Origin of the sequence: Butyrivibrio proteoclasticus (genome assembly GCF_900115735.1) — a bacterium.
GTDB lineage: Bacteria > Bacillota > Clostridia > Lachnospirales > Lachnospiraceae > Butyrivibrio > Butyrivibrio proteoclasticus_B.
The window spans coordinates 1-20,269 of sequence record NZ_FOXO01000026.1; the positions used below are offsets into that span (position 1 = coordinate 1).

A 20,269-nucleotide genomic window follows, 5' to 3' on the forward strand; every position below is an offset into this window, starting at 1 on the left:
TTAATGATATTTGAGAGGCATGCGAACTTAAAGTACAAGTACGGCAATAGACATTTCTGGTGCAGAGGCTATTACGTAGACACTGTAGGTAAAAATGCAAAGAAAATAGAGGAGTACATAAAGAATCAGTTAAAAGAGGATTTAGAGTACGACCAAATGACACTAAAAGAGTATATTGACCCGTTCACGGGTGAGCCGGTAAAGCAAAACAAATAAAAATGAGCCCAGGGGGCTCTGTAGGAAAATGATGTTGCGGCTGGCGAACCATTCGGCGAGTCTTTAGACTCAGTGCCGGCAACAGGCCCTTATAGGGCCAGAACAAACCACCGGCTAAGCCGGTGGTTCTGATTAGTCATCCGCTGCCAGTTCACGCTCAATATCTTGTATAAGCGAGTGTTATAGATATTGATAAATTATCTTAAAGCCTCTGTACGATTGATATGCAGGGGCTTTTTTGAAAAAAAGCGATAGTATGTGTCATGGGTGAGAGCATTTCAGACAAAAATGAACGTGAATATTTATGGAAAATCTCGGATAGTCATGCAGTTTCCTTTATTGTACAATGTTAAAAGGAGATTAATTATTTGTTGGAAGGGGATAGAAGGGGATATCTTATGGCTAAAGTAAAGACTATGGCTGATTGGAAAATCGGCGATCCAATGATCAATGAAAATGATTATTGGCAGGATCCTGATTATAAAGCAGAGGATCCGGAAAAAGAGAAACTGGTTCTTGAACTCGCTAAGCTTATTACAGACCGTTATGTAAAAAAACTAACTAATAAGATCAATAATAGAGATCCGGAGTATTGGATGCTTGATCTTATTCTTAATAAGGAACAGGTGAAGTTTCTTTTGAACTTTAAAAAGACACGTGTTCCATATTCTATTGAAGAACTCGCAAACATGAATAATATGAGCGTGGAAGATACAAAGAAGATGGTAGAGCGTCTTAGATGGATGGGCATCATTGAGCAGAATCGTGCTAAGACACCTGATAAACATCTTCAGTATGAACTTCCTATCTTTGTTCCGGGCTCAGCAGAGTTTATGATGATGCAGGAAAAGCTCACTGATGAATTTCCGCAGCTTGCAACTTTCTTTAATCTTATGACACAACTTCCACTTGCTGGAATTACACAGATGGTTCCACCCGGAGGAGCCGGAATAGGAATGCATGTTATTCCTGTTGAGAAGGCTATTTCACTTGAGAATCAGTCAGTTCCTGTTGAGCATCTTTCAAGATGGATCGACATGTACGATAAATACGGTATTTCAGAGTGCTCTTGCCGTAAGCAGCAGGCTATGCGTGGTGAAGGAAGTGGAGAAATCCGAGGAGATTACTGCATAGGTATGGGCGACATGGCTGAGTATATGGATGATCGTGGAATCGGTCACTATATCTCCAAGGAAGAAGTTTATGAGATCCTTGAGAGAGCAGAGAGACATGGATATGTTCACCAGATCACCAATATCGACGGTGAGGGCAAGATTGTTGCTATCTGTAACTGTGCTCCCGGAGTATGTAATGCTCTTAGAACATCCCAGCTCTTTAACACACCTAATATGTCTGCATCTGCATACAGAGCACATGTTGAAAAAGATAAGTGTGTTGCCTGCGGTAAGTGCGTAGAAGTTTGTCCTGTTGGTGCTGCCAAGCTTGGTCAGAAGCTTTGCAAAAAAGACGGATCAGAAGTTAAGTATCCTAAGACAGAGCTTCCTAATGCAAAGAAGTGGGGCCCTGAGAAATGGAACTACAACTACAGAGATGATGCAAAGATTAACTGCTACAATACAGGTACAGCTCCATGTAAGACAGCTTGTCCTGTACACCTTTCAGTTCAGGGCTATATCAAGATGGCTGCAGAGGGCAGATATGAGGATGCACTCAAACTTATAAAGCAGGATAACCCATTCCCATATATCTGCGGTGCTGTATGTAACAGACGTTGTGAGGACGCCTGCACAAGAGGAACTATCGATCAGCCTCTTGCTATCGATGAGATCAAGAAATTCATTGCTTCTTTAGACCTTAAGAGTGACAAAAAGTACATTCCACTTTGCGAGAAGCATGATGGCGGAATGTGGTCTGATGATTATAAGGTTGCTGTTATCGGAGGAGGCCCTGCAGGACTTGCTGCTGCTTACTTTCTTAGAAGAGACGGCTATCCTGTTACAGTTTTTGAAAAAGAAAAGAGACCTGGCGGAATGCTCATGAATGGTATTCCAAGCTATCGTCTTGAAAAAGACATAATCGATGCTGAGATTGATGTTATCCGTCAGATGGGCGTTGAGTTCAAGTGTGGAGTTGAGGTAGGAAAAGACATTACTATACAGAAACTCCGTGAGGAAGGCTACAAGGCATTCTTTATCGCTATTGGTATGCAGGGCGGAAGAAAAGCCGGAGTTCCTGGCGAGGATGCTGAGGGCGTTCAGACAGGTGTTGATTTCCTTAGAAACATAAATCAGGATCATTCCATTAAGTTAAATGGCGACACTGTTGTTATCGGCGGCGGAAATGTTGCTATAGACGTAGCCAGAACAGCTGTAAGAGCAGGAGCATCCAAGGTTACAATGCTTTGCCTTGAGGGTGAAAAAGAGATGCCTGCAGCAGCTGATGAAGTTGCAGAAGCAAAAGAAGAAGGAATTGAAGTTAAGAATGGATGGGGACCAAAGGAAGTTGTTACTGAAAATGGTCATGTTAAGTCCGTTATTTTTAAGAAATGTGTGAGCGTATTTGATTCAGAGCACCGTTTCAGTCCTAAATACAATGAGGAAGAGACAATAGAGATCCCTTGTGAGAATCTTCTTTTGTCAATAGGTCAGTCAGTTCAGTGGGGCGGCCTTCTTGAGGGCACAAAGGTTGAACTAAACAGAAATGGCACAGCAGTTGCTGATAAGCTCACAAGGCAGACAGCTGAACCTGATATCTTCGTTGGCGGTGATGTATTCACAGGTGCGAGGTTTGCTATTGATGCTATCGCCGGCGGCAGAGAAGGAAGTGTTTCTATCAATCGTTTTGTGCATAAAGGAAACCGTCTTGACCTTGCTCGTGACAGAAGAGAATTTATCGAGCTTAATAAGGACGACATAAAGGTTGAAGGCTTCGATGATGCCAAGAGACAGATTCCAGGTAAAAAAGCCGGTGTTGCAAGTAAGACCTTTGATGATCTTCGACTTGTATTTACTGAAGATCAGGTTAAGGCCGAAGCAAACAGATGCCTTGGCTGCGGAGCTACAACTGTAGATGAGAATCGTTGTATTGGATGCGGACTTTGCACAACCAAGTGTGAATTTGATGCTATTCATCTTACAAGAGATATACCTGCTGCAAGTACAATGGTAAGGTCAGAAGACAAGCTTAAAAAAGTTGGACCATATGCCGCTCATAGAGCAGGAAAGATTCTTATCAACAAGATTGTTGGTGACAAAACCAAATAAACTTCAGGGGTAAGTAAAAATGCCAAAGGGTGCCAATCAAAAATTAAAATTGTATTATCTCGCTAAAATAATGGTCAAAATGACAGATGATCAGCATTTTCTGACAATGCCTCAGATAAAAGAGCGTTTGGAAGAGTGCGGAATTACTGCGGATAGAAAGAGTCTCTATGACGATATGGAGGCTCTGCGCACCCTTGGTATAGATGTTATTTTAGAGCAGGTAGGTAGAAATTATTATTATCACGTCGGCAGCAAACATTTTGAAATAGCAGAGCTAAAGCTTTTGGTTGATGCCATACAGTCTTCAAAATTTATTACAGAGAAAAAGTCCAACGAACTTATCAAAAAGCTTACAGGTCTTGTAAGTGAATATGAAGCGATGCAGCTAAAAAGGCAGGTAGAGGTTCAGGGCAGAATAAAGACCATGAACGAGAGTATCTACTACATTGTAGATGAGATACATACTGCCATATCCACTAACAGACGCATACAATTTGAGTACCTTAAATGGAATCTGAATAAAGAACTTGTTCCGAGAAAAGAAGGCTTATATGAAGTGAGTCCATGGGCACTTACCTGGGATGATGAGAATTATTACCTCATTGCATTTGATGCTGAGGCTGATAAGATAAAACATTACCGTGTTGATAAAATGAGAAACATCCGTATTATGGATGACAGGAGACTTGGAAAAGAGCATTTTAAAGCTTTTGATATGGCTTCATATTCCAAGATGAATTTTGGAATGTTCGGGGGAACAGAAACCAAAGTGAAACTGAAGTTTAAAAACGACTTTGTTGGAGTTTTGATAGACAGATTTGGCAAAGATATGAGCATTAGAAAATCAGATGAGGAAGGATGGTCTGAGACAAGTGTTGACGTTGCAGTAAGTGACCAGTTCTTTGGATGGCTCTTTGCCCTGTCGGATGGAGTTATCATAACTTCTCCGGAAGACGTGAAAGACAGGTACAGACAGGAACTTCTTAAGATAACAGAGAAATACTCTTAAACGGCTTAAAGAGTATTCAGATGAATTCGAATTGCATTCGTCTGAATACTCTACCTAAACCTACAGCTAAAAACTAGTAGAATATGTTTTTAGTTAACAATTGCCTGGAAATCTTTGAAGAATGATGGATAGGAGATTCCGACACAGCCTTCATCAAGAATCCTGGTTGTTCCTGTAGCTGCCAGAGATGCTACAGCAAATGTCATTGCAAGACGGTGATCATTATGTGAGTGAATATCAGCACCATGTAGAGGCTTTCCACCATGGATTATCATGCCGTCATCTGTCGCTTCTATGTCACATCCCATAGCTTTTAAGTTATCAACTACAGTGGCTATTCTGTCTGATTCTTTTGCCTTAAGCTCTGCAGCATCTTTAATGATTGTATCAAAATTACCTGTGGCAGCAACAATGGCAACGACAGGAAGCTCATCTATCATAGTAGGGATATCTTTTCCGCCAATTTCAAAAATACCGTTCTCATTACCGTTGAGCTCGCTGTATTTAACAAGTATGTCAGCTCTTGGTTCGCTGTCATTGGTTTCGTTTAGAAGAGTGATATCAGCTCCCATTTGTTTAAGTACTGTTATGATACCGGTTCTGGTCTGATTGATACCAACATTTCTGATAAGGAGTTCAGATTCGGGAACCATTAATGCTGCAGCCATAAAGTAAGCAGCAGAAGAGATATCTCCGGGGACGTTAATCTTAATACCATGTAGAGGCATGCCGGGATGCAGTATTGCGGCTGCACTTCCATCTCTTGCAAGTTCATTATGAATATCAGCTCCAAACATTGTGAGCATAGTCTCCGTGTGATTTCGTGACAGTGCAGGCTCATAAACTACAGTGTCGCCGTCAGCATAAAGACCTGCCAGTACAATAGCAGATTTTACCTGAGCTGAAGCAATTGGATTTCTATAGGTTATGCCTCTAAGGCGCTTACCTCCTTTAATAACGAGAGGAGCGCAGCCATTATCCATAAGAGATGATATATCCGCCCCCATTTGAGAAAGAGGGTTGATAATGCGATTCATGGGACGCTTTTCTATGGACATATCACCTGTGATATTGGAGTCAAATGGCTGAGCTACAAGTATTCCGGACATTAGTCTTGTAGTGGTTCCGCTGTTTCCTGTATATAAAGTCTCTGATGGGGCTTTAAGACCACCAAGACCTTTTCCATGGACTGTTATTGTTGGAACGCCGTTTGTGGGACGCATGGCGTGATCTATATGAATGCCAAGTTTTCTGAAACAATCTATAGTTGAGAGACAATCGGCACTGTTGAGAAAGCCTGTTATTTCAGTTGTTCCTTTTGCAAGTGCACCAAACATGATACTTCTGTGTGATATGGATTTGTCACCGGGGACAAAAACATCTCCTCTTAATGGGTGCATTGCTTTTTCTAACGCTATCATGTTGTTTCTCCTTTTTATTAGCTGTTCCTGATAGGATAGCCGTTTTCATTAAGTATTTTTAACGCGGCGTCTTTTCCGTTCTGATCATGTAGTTCTATGCGAAGGGTTCCACGCTCATATTCTCTGTTATGGACAATGCCGATATTCTTTATGTTTATCTCATTATCAGATAAAAGAGTTGCTACTCTTGCAAGGTTACCGGGCTTATCTGCAATATCAACGTGAATTGTAAAGGCTTGCATTATAGGACCACTGCTGGTTTCTATGAAAGATTCTCTATATTCTTTGGCAGAGTTAAAAAAGTTAAATATTTTATTGCTGTCATGCTCATCAATAGCAAGTTTGATATCGATAAGAGAATCAATATATTTTGAAAGCAAATCTGAAATATTAAAAGAATTTGTAGTACAGATCTGTTGCCACATAACTGGAGAAGAAGAGGAAATTCTGGTTATATCCTTAAATCCACCGGCGGCTATAAGCTTCATCAGCTGATCTTCTGAGTCGTTGTCATGGACAAGATTTACAAGGCTCGCTGATACTACATGAGGAACATGACTTATGGCTGCAGTAATATAATCATGTTGCATGTAAGGGATTACCAGAGGTATTGCACCTATTTCTTTTACCAGATCGTAGTAGTATTTTAGCTTTTTTTCATCTGTATTGTCTGTTTTAGTGAGAATGTAGTAGGCATTTTCAAAAAGAGAAGCCTTGGAATTGCCAAAACCTATGCGCTCAGTACCTGCCATTGGGTGTCCGCCGATAAATTGCTTTTCAAGGCCAAGCTCTTTTACTTTATCATGGATACCGGTTTTAACGCTGCCGATATCGGTAAGTAATGTATTCTCATTTAAAAATGGAACAAGTTTTTCTATATTTTCGTTGTTAATCTCTACCGGGGCACATAGAAAAATGATATCACACTCAGAAAAATCGGCTCCGATTTCGTAAACAGGTTTATCTACAATGCCTTCATCATGAGCCTTGTCTACGGTTTCTTTATGCAATGCATATGCTATTATAAAAGAATCAGGATGATTTTTTTTGATAGCTCTTGCTATAGAACCACCAATAAGACCAAGTCCCAAAAATCCAAATTTACTAAATGACATCTATATAATTCCCCCAAGAAAGCGTCTTTCAATTCACTATAACACTTTAACGTGCGAAAAACAATACTATTCATGCATGATTCTTACTGTTTTTTGATACGGAAACTGTATAAGTACATTATAAGTTACTGTTCAGACAGAAATGCGCACTAAGCTGCGCATTTCGTGAGAACTTGATACGGGAGTGAGCGCATTCCATCGACGAAGTCGATTTGGAATGAATGCGCGAAGGGGTTACTGGAGCGAGCTGTATGCGAGTGAACAGTAACCATTATAATGATATATTTGTGCAAAAAGAACACAAATACTTGTTATAGTGCATTTTTTTTAGTAAAATATCATTATAAATCTTTTGGGGGAATTCATTTTTTTTCACGATTACAAATTAATAGTGTTTTGGGATTTCCTCGGAATAATGCGACTGGAGGACAAGATATGAACGTTTACACAACTGACAAGATTAGAAACGTAGTACTGCTTGGACATGGTGGCGCTGGCAAAACAACTTTAGCAGAGGCTATGGGATATCTTGCCGGACTTACATCAAGGATGGGGAAGGTAGAAGATGGAAACACTTTAAGTGATTTCGATAAGGAAGAACAGAAACGTCACTTCTCAATCAGTACTTCAACTATCCCTCTTGAGTGGGATGGTCACAAGATCAATATTCTGGATACTCCGGGATTCTTTGATTTTGTAGGTGAAGTTGAGGAAGCTATCAGCGTTGCTGATGCAGCAATCATCGTTGTATCAGGTAAGGCCGGTATCGAAGTTGGAACAGAGAAGGCATGGGAAATGTGTGAAAAGTACAAGATTCCACGTATGTTCTTTGTTGCTGATATGGATATCGATGATGTTTCATACAGACAGGTAGTTCAGGATCTTACTGATAAGTATGGTAAGAAGATGGCTCCATTTAACCTGCCAATCCGTGAGAATGAAAAGTTTGTTGGATATGTAAACGTTATTCAGGAAAAGGGATTTAGATGGGAAGGAAAAGAGGTTGTAGAGTGTCCCGTTCCGGAGTATAACCAGGCTAATCTTAAGCTCTTTAGAGATACACTTCTTGAATCTGTTGCTGAGACTTCAGAAGAATTCATGGAGAGATATTTTAATGGTGAAACATTCTCTGAAGCTGAGATAAGAGCAGCTGTTAGAGGTAATGTATGTGATGGAAGTATTGTCCCTATCGAAATGGGATCAAGTACTCTCTGTCAGGGTATTTACACACTTCTTGATGATATTGTTAAGTATATGCCTAGCCCGGAAAACCGTAAGATGGCTGGTATCAATACAAATACCAACGAAATCTTCGAAGCAGATTTCGATTTTTCAAAGCCAAAGACAGCATTTGTATTTAAGACAATGATTGATCCGTTCATCGGTAAGTACTCACTTATCAAGGTTCGTTCAGGTGTTATTAAGCCTGATGATGTTATGTATGTAGCAAATAAGGATGTTGAAGTTAAGATTGGTAAGCTTTATGTCCTTCAGGGCAATAAGACTACCGAAGTTCCTGAGCTTCACGCAGGAGATCTTGGCGCACTCCAGAAGCTTGAGATTGCAACAGGAGATACCCTTTCAACAAAGGCTAATCCTATTCAGTACGCTAAGATGGATATCTCAACTCCATATACAGCTATGAGATATCACGCTCAGAATAAAGCAGATATTGATAAGATTTCTCAGTCTCTTGCTAAGCTTGCTGCTGAGGATCAGACACTTAGAGTAGTCAATGATGCAGAAAACCGTCAGACTCTTCTTTATGGTATCGGCGATATGCATCTTGAAGTTATCCAGAGTAAGCTTCAGAACGTATATAAGGTTGCGATCGACCTTACAAAGCCAAAGGTTGCATTTAGAGAGACAATCAGAAAGAAATCTGACGTTGAATATAAATACAAGAAGCAGACAGGTGGTCACGGACAGTATGGTCATGTAAAGATGCGCTTTGAGCCTTCAGGTGATCCAACAACTCCTTATGTATTTGAGCAGGAAGTTGTCGGAGGAGCTGTTCCAAAGAACTACTTCCCGGCTGTAGAGAAGGGCCTTGCAGAATCAGTCTTAAGAGGACCTCTTGCAGCTTATCCTGTAGTAGGCGTTAAGGCAATTCTTTATGATGGATCATATCATCCGGTAGACTCTTCAGAAATGGCATTTAAAGTAGCTGCATCAGGCGCATTCAAGAAAGGCTTCATGGAGGCTTCTCCTGTACTTCTTGAGCCTATTGTTTCTCTTAAGGTTACAGTTCCGGATTCATATACAGGTGATGTAATGGGAGACCTCAATAAGAGAAGAGGAAGAGTGCTCGGCATGAATCCTTCTCTTACAGGCAAGCAGGTTATTGAAGCAGAAGTTCCTATGATGGAGCTCTTTGGATATAATACACAGCTTCGTTCTATGACAGGTGGCAGTGGCGAGTATGAGTACGAATTTAACAGATACGAGCAGGCACCTTCAGATGTTCAGGCAAAAGAAGTTGCCGACAGAGCAGAGAAAGTTGCTGCAGCAAACTCAGAAGAATAAAGAATGGTAGCATAAAGATTTGGGACTGTGAAAAATGAAAAATCATTTTTTACAGTCCCATTTTTAAAATGATTGACCTTCGCTTTTGTTTTGGATATATTCACGTGGTGAGTGACCATCAACTTTTTTGAACACCTTTGAAAAATAGTATGCCGATTCAAAGCCAAGGGCATCTGCAACTTCATAGATCTTCATGTCACCTGATAAAAGCATTTCTTTTGCTTTATCAATTTTCTTTGTGTAAACATATTCGGAAAAACCTGTGTCTGTTGTCTTTTTGAAAAGAACTGACAGATAAGCGGGCGAAAGCCCGAACACTTCTGCAACTTCATTTAACTGGAGCTTTCCGTTTAAGTTGCCATCTATGTACTGCTGTATGGTGGAAATTAGTTTGTCTTTTCCTGAACGTCTGTTGCTGCCAACTATATGGCTAAATAGTCTTATAGGTGCGGCAGAGTCTGACTGGGACTGGGCTGTTTTTGCCTCGTCAAAAGAAACAGCTATGTCAAGTGGTGTAGATACAGCACTTCCTATACCAAAGGTAAGGTTTGTCTTAAAGTAGCTTGTTATCATTGTTCTGGCATTTTCAAGTGCCTCAGTGATCAGATCCATTATTGAAGCTATTGGCTTTTCCTCATTAAACATGAAGATGATTGCAAAGTGTGTAGGGTCTATGGATACTATCTGGCATGGTGCGTGGCGGGAAATTATCTCTTTTGCCATGCCTATACTTGATGAATAAATTCCGATGGCTTCACTTGACGAGTCAGATGAAGCAGGAGAGGGCGTTTTAATTTCGCCATACACTACAATATTTCTGTTGTAATCAAGTTTAAGACTAAGGGCCTTTGTCTCTTTTGCAAGATCACTTTCAGAGGTGATAAGGTGATTGAACAGCTTTATCAGAAATTTCTGCCTGAGGTCCTCAAGAGAACTTTCGCTGGGAATAGAAGCCTTTCTTACAGGATTTGATTCATCAATTCTTTGAATGGCTTTTTTGAGAGCAGAGTCTAAAGTTTCTGAGTTTAGCTCTATTTTTACAAGGTAGTCAACGGCCTCACATACAAGAGCCTGTCTAACCATTTCAAATTCTTCATAGGCTGTGAGCATGATAAATGCCGGAGTATTTCCATATTTCTTGTGGCTTTTATCAAGAAGTTCAAGCCCTGTCATAACAGGCATTCTTATATCAGCGATGACAATGTCCGGGGGATCATTACAAATTATATTCCAGGCCTCCTGCCCGTTAGATGCAGTTCCAATTATTTCACAGTTGCCGGAGTGGTCCTTGGCAATCATGGTTTTTAGCCCTATCTGCACCAAGGGCTCATCATCTACTATTAGTATTCGGTACATAAAAAACTCCTGATTTCTTTTACATGTATTTAAGTGGAAGAATAAGTGTGGTCGTTGTAAAGGAGCCAACTTCGCTTGTTATGTGCATTCCGTATTCTTCACCGAAGGTATATTTTATCCTCTCATTGACGTTGCTGACTCCAATCTGTTTAAAGAACTCGTTGGATGACTTGGCTTTGCCGCTAAGGACATCATCAATAGTTTCTTTTGTCATGCCAACTCCGTTGTCGGTAACATCAATGATAAGCTTATCGTCATTTTTATAGGTGTGGACTACGATCTTTCCGGCGCTGCCCTTTGGCTCGATTCCATGGAATATGGAATTTTCTATAATGGGCTGGAGTGAGAAACGGTTTATTTTGCATTTTAAAAGATTTTCATCTTCAGTTTCATATTTGAGTTCAATAGTTCCGCCATATCTGTATTTCATTATGGTGAAATAATCATCTAAAAGTGCAAATTCATCCTTTAGTGAAATAATGCTCTCAGTTCCCTTTGCTATATTTTTCATAAGACGGGAGAGGGCAGTTGACATGTCTGCGATGCCTTCAGATCCTTGTATTGTTGCCATCCACTTTATTGTATTTAATGTGTTGTACAAAAAGTGAGGATTTATTTGTGATTGCAGGACCTGGTATTCCAAATCGTGCTTTGTCTTTTCATCAAAGATTCTTTTCTCCATAAGATCAGAGACATTCTGCGATAGACTGTTTATTCCTATTCCAATCTCACCAAGTTCGTTGTGCCACTCAATGGATGGGTCTCTTGAAAAATCTCCAAGTCCTATTTGATCTAGCCTTTCAATCAGCTTTGATACAGGTTTTGTAATTATTCTGTGCAGTGAAAGAGAAAGAACTATTCCTGCAAAAAGAATAACCGTAAATATAAGTATGATCAGTGCCAGATACAGCTTCATTCGGGCTTTGAGGGCACTTTCTGATGGCAGATATGAGAGCTTCCATCCGGTTTCCGGCAAAGTGTAGGTTACAAGATCAGCCGGAAGAGAGGCTTTAACAAAAGACCTGCCATCATAGCGGTATGATACGCCTTCAGTAAATGTGAGAAAAAGAGCATCATCATTTTCAAAGACAAAACTTTTCAGGGAATCATGTATCACAGAAACTGGAATGTCCATATATACCCAGCCCAAAACTTCAGTAGAATCTGCTTTGTATATCGCCCTGATTATGGGAATTATAGGTGGATTGCCACTTTTGGACATTGGATTTTTGCATATTCCATACCAGCTAAAGGACGGGGATGAAATAAGGGAATTGTAAAAATCTGAATTCATGATCATTTGTGGGGGATTTGAACTGCTTGATGCACCGCCTCCTGCAATATCCTGCAGAAAATTTCCTCCATCAATAGTAGAGATCACTACGCGGTCAACGTAATTTCTGACTCCAACTATATTGAATTCATTGTTTAAGTGGTTCCAGGTCAACATGGATAGCTTTCTGCCAAGGATTCTGTCTTTGGCATAGTTCTCATCGACATATTGAATATAGTTATTTATGGTGCTGTCCAGGCATATCCAGTTAGAGAAAGTCATAACTGTATTGATGTCTGAATCTATGTTGTTTCCAAGAACATGGATATTGGTCAGGGCTGATTGATGCTGATTTTCTTTTAAATAACGCATGGAGAGAATATAACTTGTAGTTGCTATAAATAAGGCAAGAACAAGAGATAACCCCACAGCCCATATGACAATTTTAATTCTGATTGAGTGACTATTTTTACGCATAGATATATATTAGAGCAGTGGAAAAATAAATAAAATACAATTTTATATAAAAAAATTGCATTTTTTTACCAATAAGTGTTAAAGAATGTACATTCTTGGAAATAAGTGGCTTTGTTAGAATTTTAATAGAAACAAAAACTGCCAATGGGGTAGCAATGATTAAAAGGGAGGCAAAAAATGAAAAAGAAAATTATCAGTTCTTTACTTGCAGTTTCAATGATCACAGCAAGCATCGTTGGATGCGGAAGTGCTTCACAGGCACCTGAAGCTGAGGCACCTGCACAGGAAGAGACACCGGCAGCAACAGAGGCACCTGCTGCAGAACAGACTACAGAACAGACTACAGAAACAGCAGAGGCTACATCTGACGAGCCTGTAACACTTAAGTGGGCACTTTGGGATGTATCAAGCACAGTTTACTATCAGCCACTTATTGATGCTTTTACAGCTGAGCATCCAAACGTAACAGTTGAGATGGTAGACCTTGGATCTACAGATTACAGCACAGTTCTTGGAACACAGCTTTCAGGTGCTGGTTCAGACTTTGATGTAGTAACAGTTAAGGATGTTCCAGGTTACGTATCACTTGTAAACAAGGGCGTTCTTGAGCCTTTAGGAGATCTTATCTCAAAGGATGGTGTTGATCTTTCTCTTTACAATGGTGTTACAGATCAGGTTACAATCGACGGAAATCTTTATGAACTTCCTTTCCGTTCAGATATCTGGGTTCTATACTACAACAAGGATATCTTTGATAAAGCAGGAGTTGCATATCCTACAAACGATATGACTTGGGAAGAGTATGACAAGCTTGCAAGAAGCGTAACAGACACAACTCCAGGTGCTGAAGTTTATGGTTCTCACTACCACACATGGAGATCAACAATCCAGCTTGATGGTATTCTTGATGGAAAGAACACAATCGTTGATGGCAACTATGATTTCACAAAGCCTTACTACGAGATGGTTCTTGCACAGCAGAAAGATGGTGTCTGCATGGATTATGCAACACTTAAGACACAGGGACTTCACTATTCAGCAGCATTTGCTCAGGGTAACGTAGCTACAATGAACATGGGTTCATGGTTCATCGCAACACTTATCCAGAAGATCAAAGATGGTGAGTACACAGATTGCACTAACTGGGGTATTGTTAAGTATCCACACGCAGAAGGTGTAGAGCCTGGCTCAACTCTTTCAACAATCACAGCTCTTGCAATTCCTACATCAGCTCCTAACAAGGATATGGCTTGGGAATTCGTTAAGTTCGTAAGTGGTGAAAAGGGTGCAGAAGTTATGGCTTCAACAGGTAACATCCCAGCTATGACAAACGAAAAGATCGTTGATCTTATCGCTTCAATGGATGGCTTCCCAACAGATGAAGCTTCAAAGGAAGCTCTTGTAACAAGCCACACATATCTTGAGATGCCTGCAAACGACAAGTCATCTGAGATAGAGACAGTTCTTAACGAACAGCATGACCTTATCATGAATGAAGAAGTAAGCGTAGATGACGCTATCGCAGCTATGAACGAAGGCGTTTCTGCAATCATCGGAAAGTAATTTTTAATCAAAAAAATAAACCGGCACTTGAATTTCAAGGCAGCTTGAGTTCAAGTGCCTTTTTAAGAGGAAAAAGACATGGCAGCACAGTTATCCGCTATGGAAAAAAATATGAAAAAAAGACAGCGTAGAAGGAATCTTGTAGCATATTCCTTTATCGCTCCTAACTTTCTTGGGTTTGCAATATTTACATTGGGACCAATAGTACTTGCACTTCTTATGTCATTCGCTGAATGGGATGGAAGTAATAAGATGAAATTTATAGGTCTTTCGAATTTTGTAGAGATTTTTAAGGATGACAGATTCCTTGCATCATTAAAAAATACAATTGTTTACAGCGTGTTTACAGTGCCTATTACCCTTGTGATAGCACTTGGGCTTGCTATTTTATTAAATCAGAAGATAAAAGGAAGAAATTTCTTTAGAACAGTAACATTCTTCCCTTATGTAGCATCACTGGTTGCAGTAGCAGCAGTTTGGAATATGCTCTTTACACCTGCAAAAGGTGGAATTGTTAACCAGTTTCTTATGAATGTACTTCATGTTGAGCCTTTAAAATGGGCAGCATCTTCAAGTACTGTAATGTTGACTATTATCATGTTCTCCGTATGGAAAAACATGGGATATTATATGGTAATCTACCTTGCCGGACTCCAGGGAATCAGTGAGGACCTCTATGAGGCAGCTTCGCTTGACGGAGCCAATGCATGGCAGAAATTCAGACATATCACTGTTCCTCAGCTTAAACCAACAACATTCTTTGTAACTATCATGCTGACGATCAACTGCTTTAAGGTTTATGACATCGTATACATGTTGGCTGGTGGTTCTAACGGTGTAGTAAATAAGAGTGCAATGGTACTGGTTTACTATATTTATGAAGAGGCTTTCAGAAACTGGAAGCTTGGAAAAGCATCGGCATCAGCACTGGTTCTTTTTGCAATAGTTCTGGTTGTTACCCTTATTCAGTTCAAGGGTGAAAAGAACTATGCTAATGACTGATCGGGAGGATTGAAAAAGTGAAAAGCAAAAAAAGAAACAGAATTATCGGACAGACTATTGTCTATGTGCTGCTCATCCTCCTGGCACTTTTAATGCTAGTGCCTTTTGTATGGATGTTATCAGCATCACTTAAGTTTAATAAAGATGTTTTTGTAATACCTTTTGAGTGGATTCCAAAAGAGCCAAGATGGCAGAATTATCTTGATATCTGGACAAAGATACCTCTTGCAAAGTTCACACTTAATACAGCAAAGCTGACTATCATAGTTACTTTCCTTCAGCTTCTTACATCAAGTTTTGCGGCATATGCCTTTGCCAAACTTGAGTTTAAGGGCCGTAACGTGTTGTTCCTTGCTTATGTAGCCACGATTGCTGTGCCTTGGCAGGTGTACATGGTTCCTCAGTTCATGTTCATGAGAAGCCTTGGACTTGCTGATACACATCTTGCAATTATCATACTTCAGGCTTTTTCTGCGTTTGGAGTATTTATGATGAGACAGTTTTATGAAGGAATACCTGATTCTCTTTGCGAAGCTGCAAGAATTGATGGTATGACAGAGTATGGCATATATGCCAGGATTATGCTTCCTCTTTCCAAACCTGCTCTTTCGACTCTTCTTATATTTACTTTTGTGAATACATGGAACGATTTCCTTGGACCTCTCATTTACCTGACAACAGAGTCCAAGAAAACACTTCAGATCGGACTGAAAATGTTTATATCACAGTATTCAGCTGAGTATGGACTTATTATGGCCGCTTCAGTTCTTTCTCTTATCCCTGTATTTATAGTGTTCATTTCACTTCAGAAATACTTTGTGGCTGGTATCACAACAGGATCAGTTAAAGGGTAATTTATTTTTTTTACCAATATTCTTTACTTTGTGATACTATTAAAATATGTATATTGAATCATTTGTAGAGTATAACTACATAGGTGAAATAGCAGGACTCCTTCTTTCGGGGCTCCTGCTATTTGTGATGTTATATGTAAGACCAAAAAAGACTCTTCTTTTTAAGTATATTTTTAATGGTACCATTCTTTCGATAGTTGCCATTCTTTTTCAGATTTCTATTATCAAAGTAGCCAATAATCCCGATCAGTACTATAACAAAAACTTATTCGGAATACAGCTGATTTCTTTTTTGCTGGTTTATAATGGAATTCTTTACTGCATTTTTTCCTACGTAAATATGATGTCGGTGGTGAGACGCAATCAGCGAAAAGAGTTTATTTTGATGTACGCTGTTCTGTCAATTATCTACGTCATTGGAATTATTATTGAGATAGCTGCCAGTGGTCTCTACACATTTACTTTAGACGGCATTGATATAAGGCATTTCACCAGATACTATATTTCAGCGGGAATTGTCTGCGCTGTTGTATGTTTTATAGCAAGTGCCTTGAACAGGCGAGAGATCAGCAGGATCACCTGGCATGCAGTATGTCTTTTTGTTCCCACAAGCCTTGTTGTCCTGATCGGTCAGATGATATATGTAGTTAAGGCCCATTATATTTTTTCAGCCACCACTTACGTGCCTATTTTTATGATAGGATTCTTGCTGTTCCATAATGTTCCGTATGATGAGCTTTCGGGAACTCAGAGTATCTACGCTTTGGATGCTTATCTTATGAAGAATATGGGCAAAAAGAAAATCTGGGTAGTGTATGTTATCCTTAAGACCTTGGATATTGAGAACTTTATAAAAAAAGACATTGATTCTTTGTACTATGGAATCAGTATTTGCAGAAACCTTGAGAATTTAAGCCCTTCTCTAAGGCTTTATAAAATGTCTGATAATAAATTTGTAAACATTCTTGAGGAGAGTGACCCTGGGAAGGCAAAACTGATCATTCAGGAAATCAGAGGTATATTTGACAAGAGCCGAGTGGATCTCGATGTTCCATTTAATTACACGATCATTGCAGGAGAACTTAGGTCGGAGACAGACACTATTTTGAAGGTGCGTCAGTTCTTTGAATTTATAAGCAAAAGATTTATAGACCATAATAGCAGTCAGTTCTATATTACAAAGGAAAGCGATTATAAAGGCTTTAGTGAGCACTATGAGATATCTTCTGTTATCAGGGATATAAGGCTTAGAGAGAATCTTGATGATGAGAGGATTGTGGTTTATGCTCAGCCTATTTACAGTGTGGGAACAGGTAGTTTTAAATCTGCAGAAGCTCTTATGAGGCTTAAAGTTGGTGATAAACTGATATCTCCTGAAGTGTTTATTCCTATTGCAGAGAGCAGCGGTGCAATACATATGTTGACCTGCATAATACTCAATAAAGTCTGCAGAGCAATAGGCAGTTTTAGTGAGTATTATGATTTTGATGCAATATCAATTAACTGTTCGTCCAAAGAGCTTTCTATGGAAAATCTTAACAGAGATTTTATGGAAATCATTGAAAGATATGATATTGATCCATCCAAGATAAGACTTGAAGTGACTGAAACAGCTATGTTTGAGAATTATGAAAGAGCCAATAAAAATATGGAAAGCCTTTCCTCGGAGGGAATACAGTTTTATTTGGATGATTTTGGTACGGGGTATTCATCGCTTGAAAGAGTTATGAATTGTCCATTTAAGACCATCAAATTTGATAAGACGCTTCTTTATAAGTCACTTCATGACGACAGGATGAATGATATTCTCAGCTATATGATAGAAGTTTTCAAAAAGAACGGATTTATTACTCTTATAGAAGGAGTAGAGGATGAGTCACAGAAAACTTATAGTGTAGACCGTGGCTTTGATTACATTCAGGGATATCTTTATGCTAAGCCGACTCCTATAGAAGAAGTTAAGAAGTTTTTTAACAGAAAGAGCAGTTTTTAAGAAATAACCTCGCCTTGACAGCAATGTATAAAGAATAGTATGATTGTATACAATTATACGAGAGATACATTGTAAGAAGGTGAGGTTATTTTTATGAGTGATACATCCGCGTTTCAAAGTAGACCTGTAACAATGAATGACAAGAATAATCTGCTCAAGATTGAAGAGCACATTTATATTCTTGATGACGTAAAAAAACCAAATGTCTTCAGAAATATGTTTCCTTACGAGGAAATTCCAAAGATTCCCTTCAATGACAGAATTGTTCCCCATAATATGCCAAAAGAAATATGGATAACAGATACCACTTTTCGTGATGGTCAACAGTCCAGAGCGCCCTATACTACTGAGCAGATTGTGAAGATTTATGATATGCTCCATGAGCTTGGCGGGCCCAATGGTCTTATCAGGCAGAGTGAGTTCTTTTTATATAGTAAGAGTGATAGAGATGCAGCTCTAAAATGTATGGAAAGAGGTTATAGATTTCCTGAGGTGACCAGTTGGATAAGGGCAAGCGAAGAGGACTTTAAGCTTGTTAAAGAAATTGGTATGAAGGAAACAGGTATCCTTGTTTCATGTTCTGATTATCATATTTTTCTTAAGCTTAAAATGACCAGAAAGCAGGCTCTTGAGCATTACCTTAGTATTATACGTTCCTGTCTCGAGGCAGGTATTAGCCCAAGATGCCATTTGGAAGACATTACTCGTGCGGATATATATGGTTTTGTAGTCCCATTTTGTATTGAACTTATGAAGCTTAAGGAAGAATACGGCATACCAGTTAAAATTCGTGCTTGCGATACCATGGGATATGGAGTAAACTTCTCAGGTGCCGTTATTCCCAGAAGTGTTCAGGGAATCATTTACGCAATCAACACAAACGCCAGTGTTCCCAGCGAACTCATTGAATGGCACGGACATAACGATTTTTATAAAGCAGTTACAAACTCTACAACTGCATGGCTTTATGGCTGTTCATCTGTTAATACTTCACTGTTTGGAATTGGTGAGAGAACAGGTAACACACCACTGGAGGCCATGGTATTTGAATATGCCCAGCTTAAGGGCACTTTGGATGGTATGAATACTACAGTAATTACTGATCTTGCTGAGTACTATGAGAAAGAGATTGGATTTACTGTTCCTGCCAATACACCATTTGTTGGTAAAAACTTTAACGTTACAAGGGCAGGTATTCATGCTGATGGACTTCTCAAGAACGAAGAGATCTATAACATTTTTGATACAGAAAAATTCTTAAAGCGTCCTCCTGTGAGCGCTGTTTCAAATACATCAGGACTTGCGGGAATTGCTCATTGGATCAATATTCATTACAAATTAAAACAGGAGCATGCCCTCTCAAAAACATCACCACTTGTAACCAAAATCAAGGAGTGGGTTGATAACGAATATGCAAACGGACGAGTTACTGTCATGACTGATAACGAGCTTGTTCGTGAGATAGAAAAAGTTTCAAAAGAACTGGGGATCGTAGTAAAAGAGGGAGAGATAGTAGGGGCTGTATAAACTAAAGGAGAGACATGGAAAATCAAGACTTAAAACAGGAAGTGACAGATAAGTATTCTCTTAGAGGACGTGTTTTTCACAGAATAAGAGAAGACATACTAAACGGCAAATACAAAGACCATGAGGAACTAAAAGAAGTTGCGATCGGCCAGGAACTTGGAGTAAGCAGGACACCTGTAAGAGAGGCTTTCAGACAGCTTGAACTTGAAGGCCTTATTCAGATCATCCCTAATAGAGGAGCTTATGTTACCGGAATCAAGGTAAAGGATATTCAGGATATCTATATGATAAGGTCCAAACTTGAAGGTTTATGCGCAAGATGGGCTTGTGAGAATATCACCAAAGAGCAGCTTGAAGAGATGGAAGAGAATATCTATCTCGCAGAGTTCCATGCTGCTAGAGGCCATATGGAGCAGATGGCTGAGCTTGATAACAGATTCCACAATATTTTATATGAGTCATGTAATTCAAAGATGCTTGAGCATCTTTTAAAGGACTACCATCAGTACGTTTGGAGAGTAAGACAGCAGACTCTTTCAAGCAGCAGAGGAGCTGTTTCAAACGTTGAGCACAAATTTATTATGGAAGCCATTAAAGAGAATAACCCTGATAAAGCAGAAGAACTTGCTAATCAGCATATGATCAATGCCTATGAAAATATGCTGGAAAAGGGGCTTTTAGAGCTTTACGAACAGTAAATAATACTTGAAGGA

At 39.5% G+C, this 20,269-nt stretch carries 14 protein-coding genes; 10 read left to right on the forward strand and 4 right to left on the reverse strand.

Annotated elements, in window-relative coordinates; genetic code table 11:
• The 3 genes from BM146_RS14250 to BM146_RS14260 form a co-directional block, all read left to right on the forward strand.
• Positions 1–216: transposase (locus tag BM146_RS14250; protein WP_177201682.1), on the forward strand; the 216-nt coding region annotated here is incomplete at its 5' end.
• Between the two features lie 443 nt (positions 217–659).
• Positions 660–3,440 carry an FAD-dependent oxidoreductase gene (locus tag BM146_RS14255; RefSeq protein WP_074890544.1) on the forward strand — a complete coding sequence of 927 codons (2,781 nt, stop codon included), beginning with the start codon at positions 660–662 and terminating at the stop codon, positions 3,438–3,440.
• Positions 3,441–3,519: 79 nt separating this feature from the next.
• A complete protein-coding gene (locus BM146_RS14260; RefSeq protein ID WP_330391841.1) occupies positions 3,520–4,449 on the forward strand; it encodes a helix-turn-helix transcriptional regulator in 930 nt (309 codons plus the stop codon).
• Positions 4,450–4,538: 89 nt separating this feature from the next.
• On the opposite strand, the gene aroA is transcribed toward BM146_RS14260, so the two are convergent.
• Both aroA and BM146_RS14270 read right to left on the reverse strand, forming a co-directional pair.
• Positions 4,539–5,870 carry a 3-phosphoshikimate 1-carboxyvinyltransferase gene (aroA, locus tag BM146_RS14265; RefSeq protein WP_074890470.1) on the reverse strand — a complete coding sequence of 444 codons (1,332 nt, stop codon included), beginning with the start codon at positions 5,868–5,870 and terminating at the stop codon, positions 4,539–4,541.
• Between the two features lie 17 nt (positions 5,871–5,887).
• Positions 5,888–6,985 carry a prephenate dehydrogenase gene (locus BM146_RS14270; RefSeq protein ID WP_074890472.1) on the reverse strand — a complete coding sequence of 366 codons (1,098 nt, stop codon included), beginning with the start codon at positions 6,983–6,985 and terminating at the stop codon, positions 5,888–5,890.
• Between the two features lie 435 nt (positions 6,986–7,420).
• On the opposite strand from BM146_RS14270, the gene fusA reads away from it, so the two are divergent.
• Positions 7,421–9,511, forward strand: coding sequence for an elongation factor G (gene fusA, locus BM146_RS14275; protein ID WP_074890474.1), 2,091 nt, complete (start codon positions 7,421–7,423; stop codon positions 9,509–9,511).
• A 63-nt stretch (positions 9,512–9,574) separates the two neighbouring features.
• On the opposite strand, the gene BM146_RS14280 is transcribed toward fusA, so the two are convergent.
• A complete protein-coding gene (locus BM146_RS14280) occupies positions 9,575–10,867 on the reverse strand; it encodes a response regulator (protein WP_074890476.1) in 1,293 nt (430 codons plus the stop codon).
• Positions 10,868–10,886: 19 nt separating this feature from the next.
• Complete coding sequence (locus tag BM146_RS14285) at positions 10,887–12,617, reverse strand: sensor histidine kinase (protein ID WP_083413572.1); 1,731 nt, start codon at positions 12,615–12,617, stop codon at positions 10,887–10,889.
• Between the two features lie 177 nt (positions 12,618–12,794).
• Here BM146_RS14285 and BM146_RS14290 point away from each other — a divergent pair, with 177 nt between their 5' ends.
• The 6 genes from BM146_RS14290 to BM146_RS14315 all read left to right on the forward strand — a co-directional run bounded on the left by BM146_RS14290 (position 12,795) and on the right by BM146_RS14315 (position 20,254).
• On the forward strand, positions 12,795–14,180 hold the full coding sequence (locus BM146_RS14290; RefSeq protein ID WP_074890482.1) for an ABC transporter substrate-binding protein: 1,386 nt from the start codon (positions 12,795–12,797) through the stop codon (positions 14,178–14,180).
• Between the two features lie 78 nt (positions 14,181–14,258).
• The gene (locus BM146_RS14295) at positions 14,259–15,182 is read left to right on the forward strand and encodes a carbohydrate ABC transporter permease (RefSeq protein WP_074890484.1); all 924 of its coding nucleotides are present in this window, start codon (positions 14,259–14,261) and stop codon (positions 15,180–15,182) included.
• A gap of 17 nt (positions 15,183–15,199) precedes the next feature.
• A complete protein-coding gene (locus BM146_RS14300; protein WP_074890487.1) occupies positions 15,200–16,036 on the forward strand; it encodes a carbohydrate ABC transporter permease in 837 nt (278 codons plus the stop codon).
• A 46-nt stretch (positions 16,037–16,082) separates the two neighbouring features.
• Positions 16,083–18,029 (forward strand): EAL domain-containing protein, encoded by a 1,947-nt coding sequence (locus BM146_RS14305; RefSeq protein ID WP_074890489.1) that lies wholly within the window; start codon positions 16,083–16,085, stop codon positions 18,027–18,029.
• Positions 18,030–18,122: 93 nt separating this feature from the next.
• Positions 18,123–19,556: a 2-isopropylmalate synthase gene (locus BM146_RS14310; protein ID WP_074890491.1), complete on the forward strand. Its 1,434-nt coding sequence runs from the start codon at positions 18,123–18,125 to the stop codon at positions 19,554–19,556.
• Between the two features lie 14 nt (positions 19,557–19,570).
• Positions 19,571–20,254, forward strand: coding sequence for a GntR family transcriptional regulator (locus tag BM146_RS14315; RefSeq protein WP_074890494.1), 684 nt, complete (start codon positions 19,571–19,573; stop codon positions 20,252–20,254).
• Positions 20,255–20,269 lie beyond the last annotated feature (15 nt).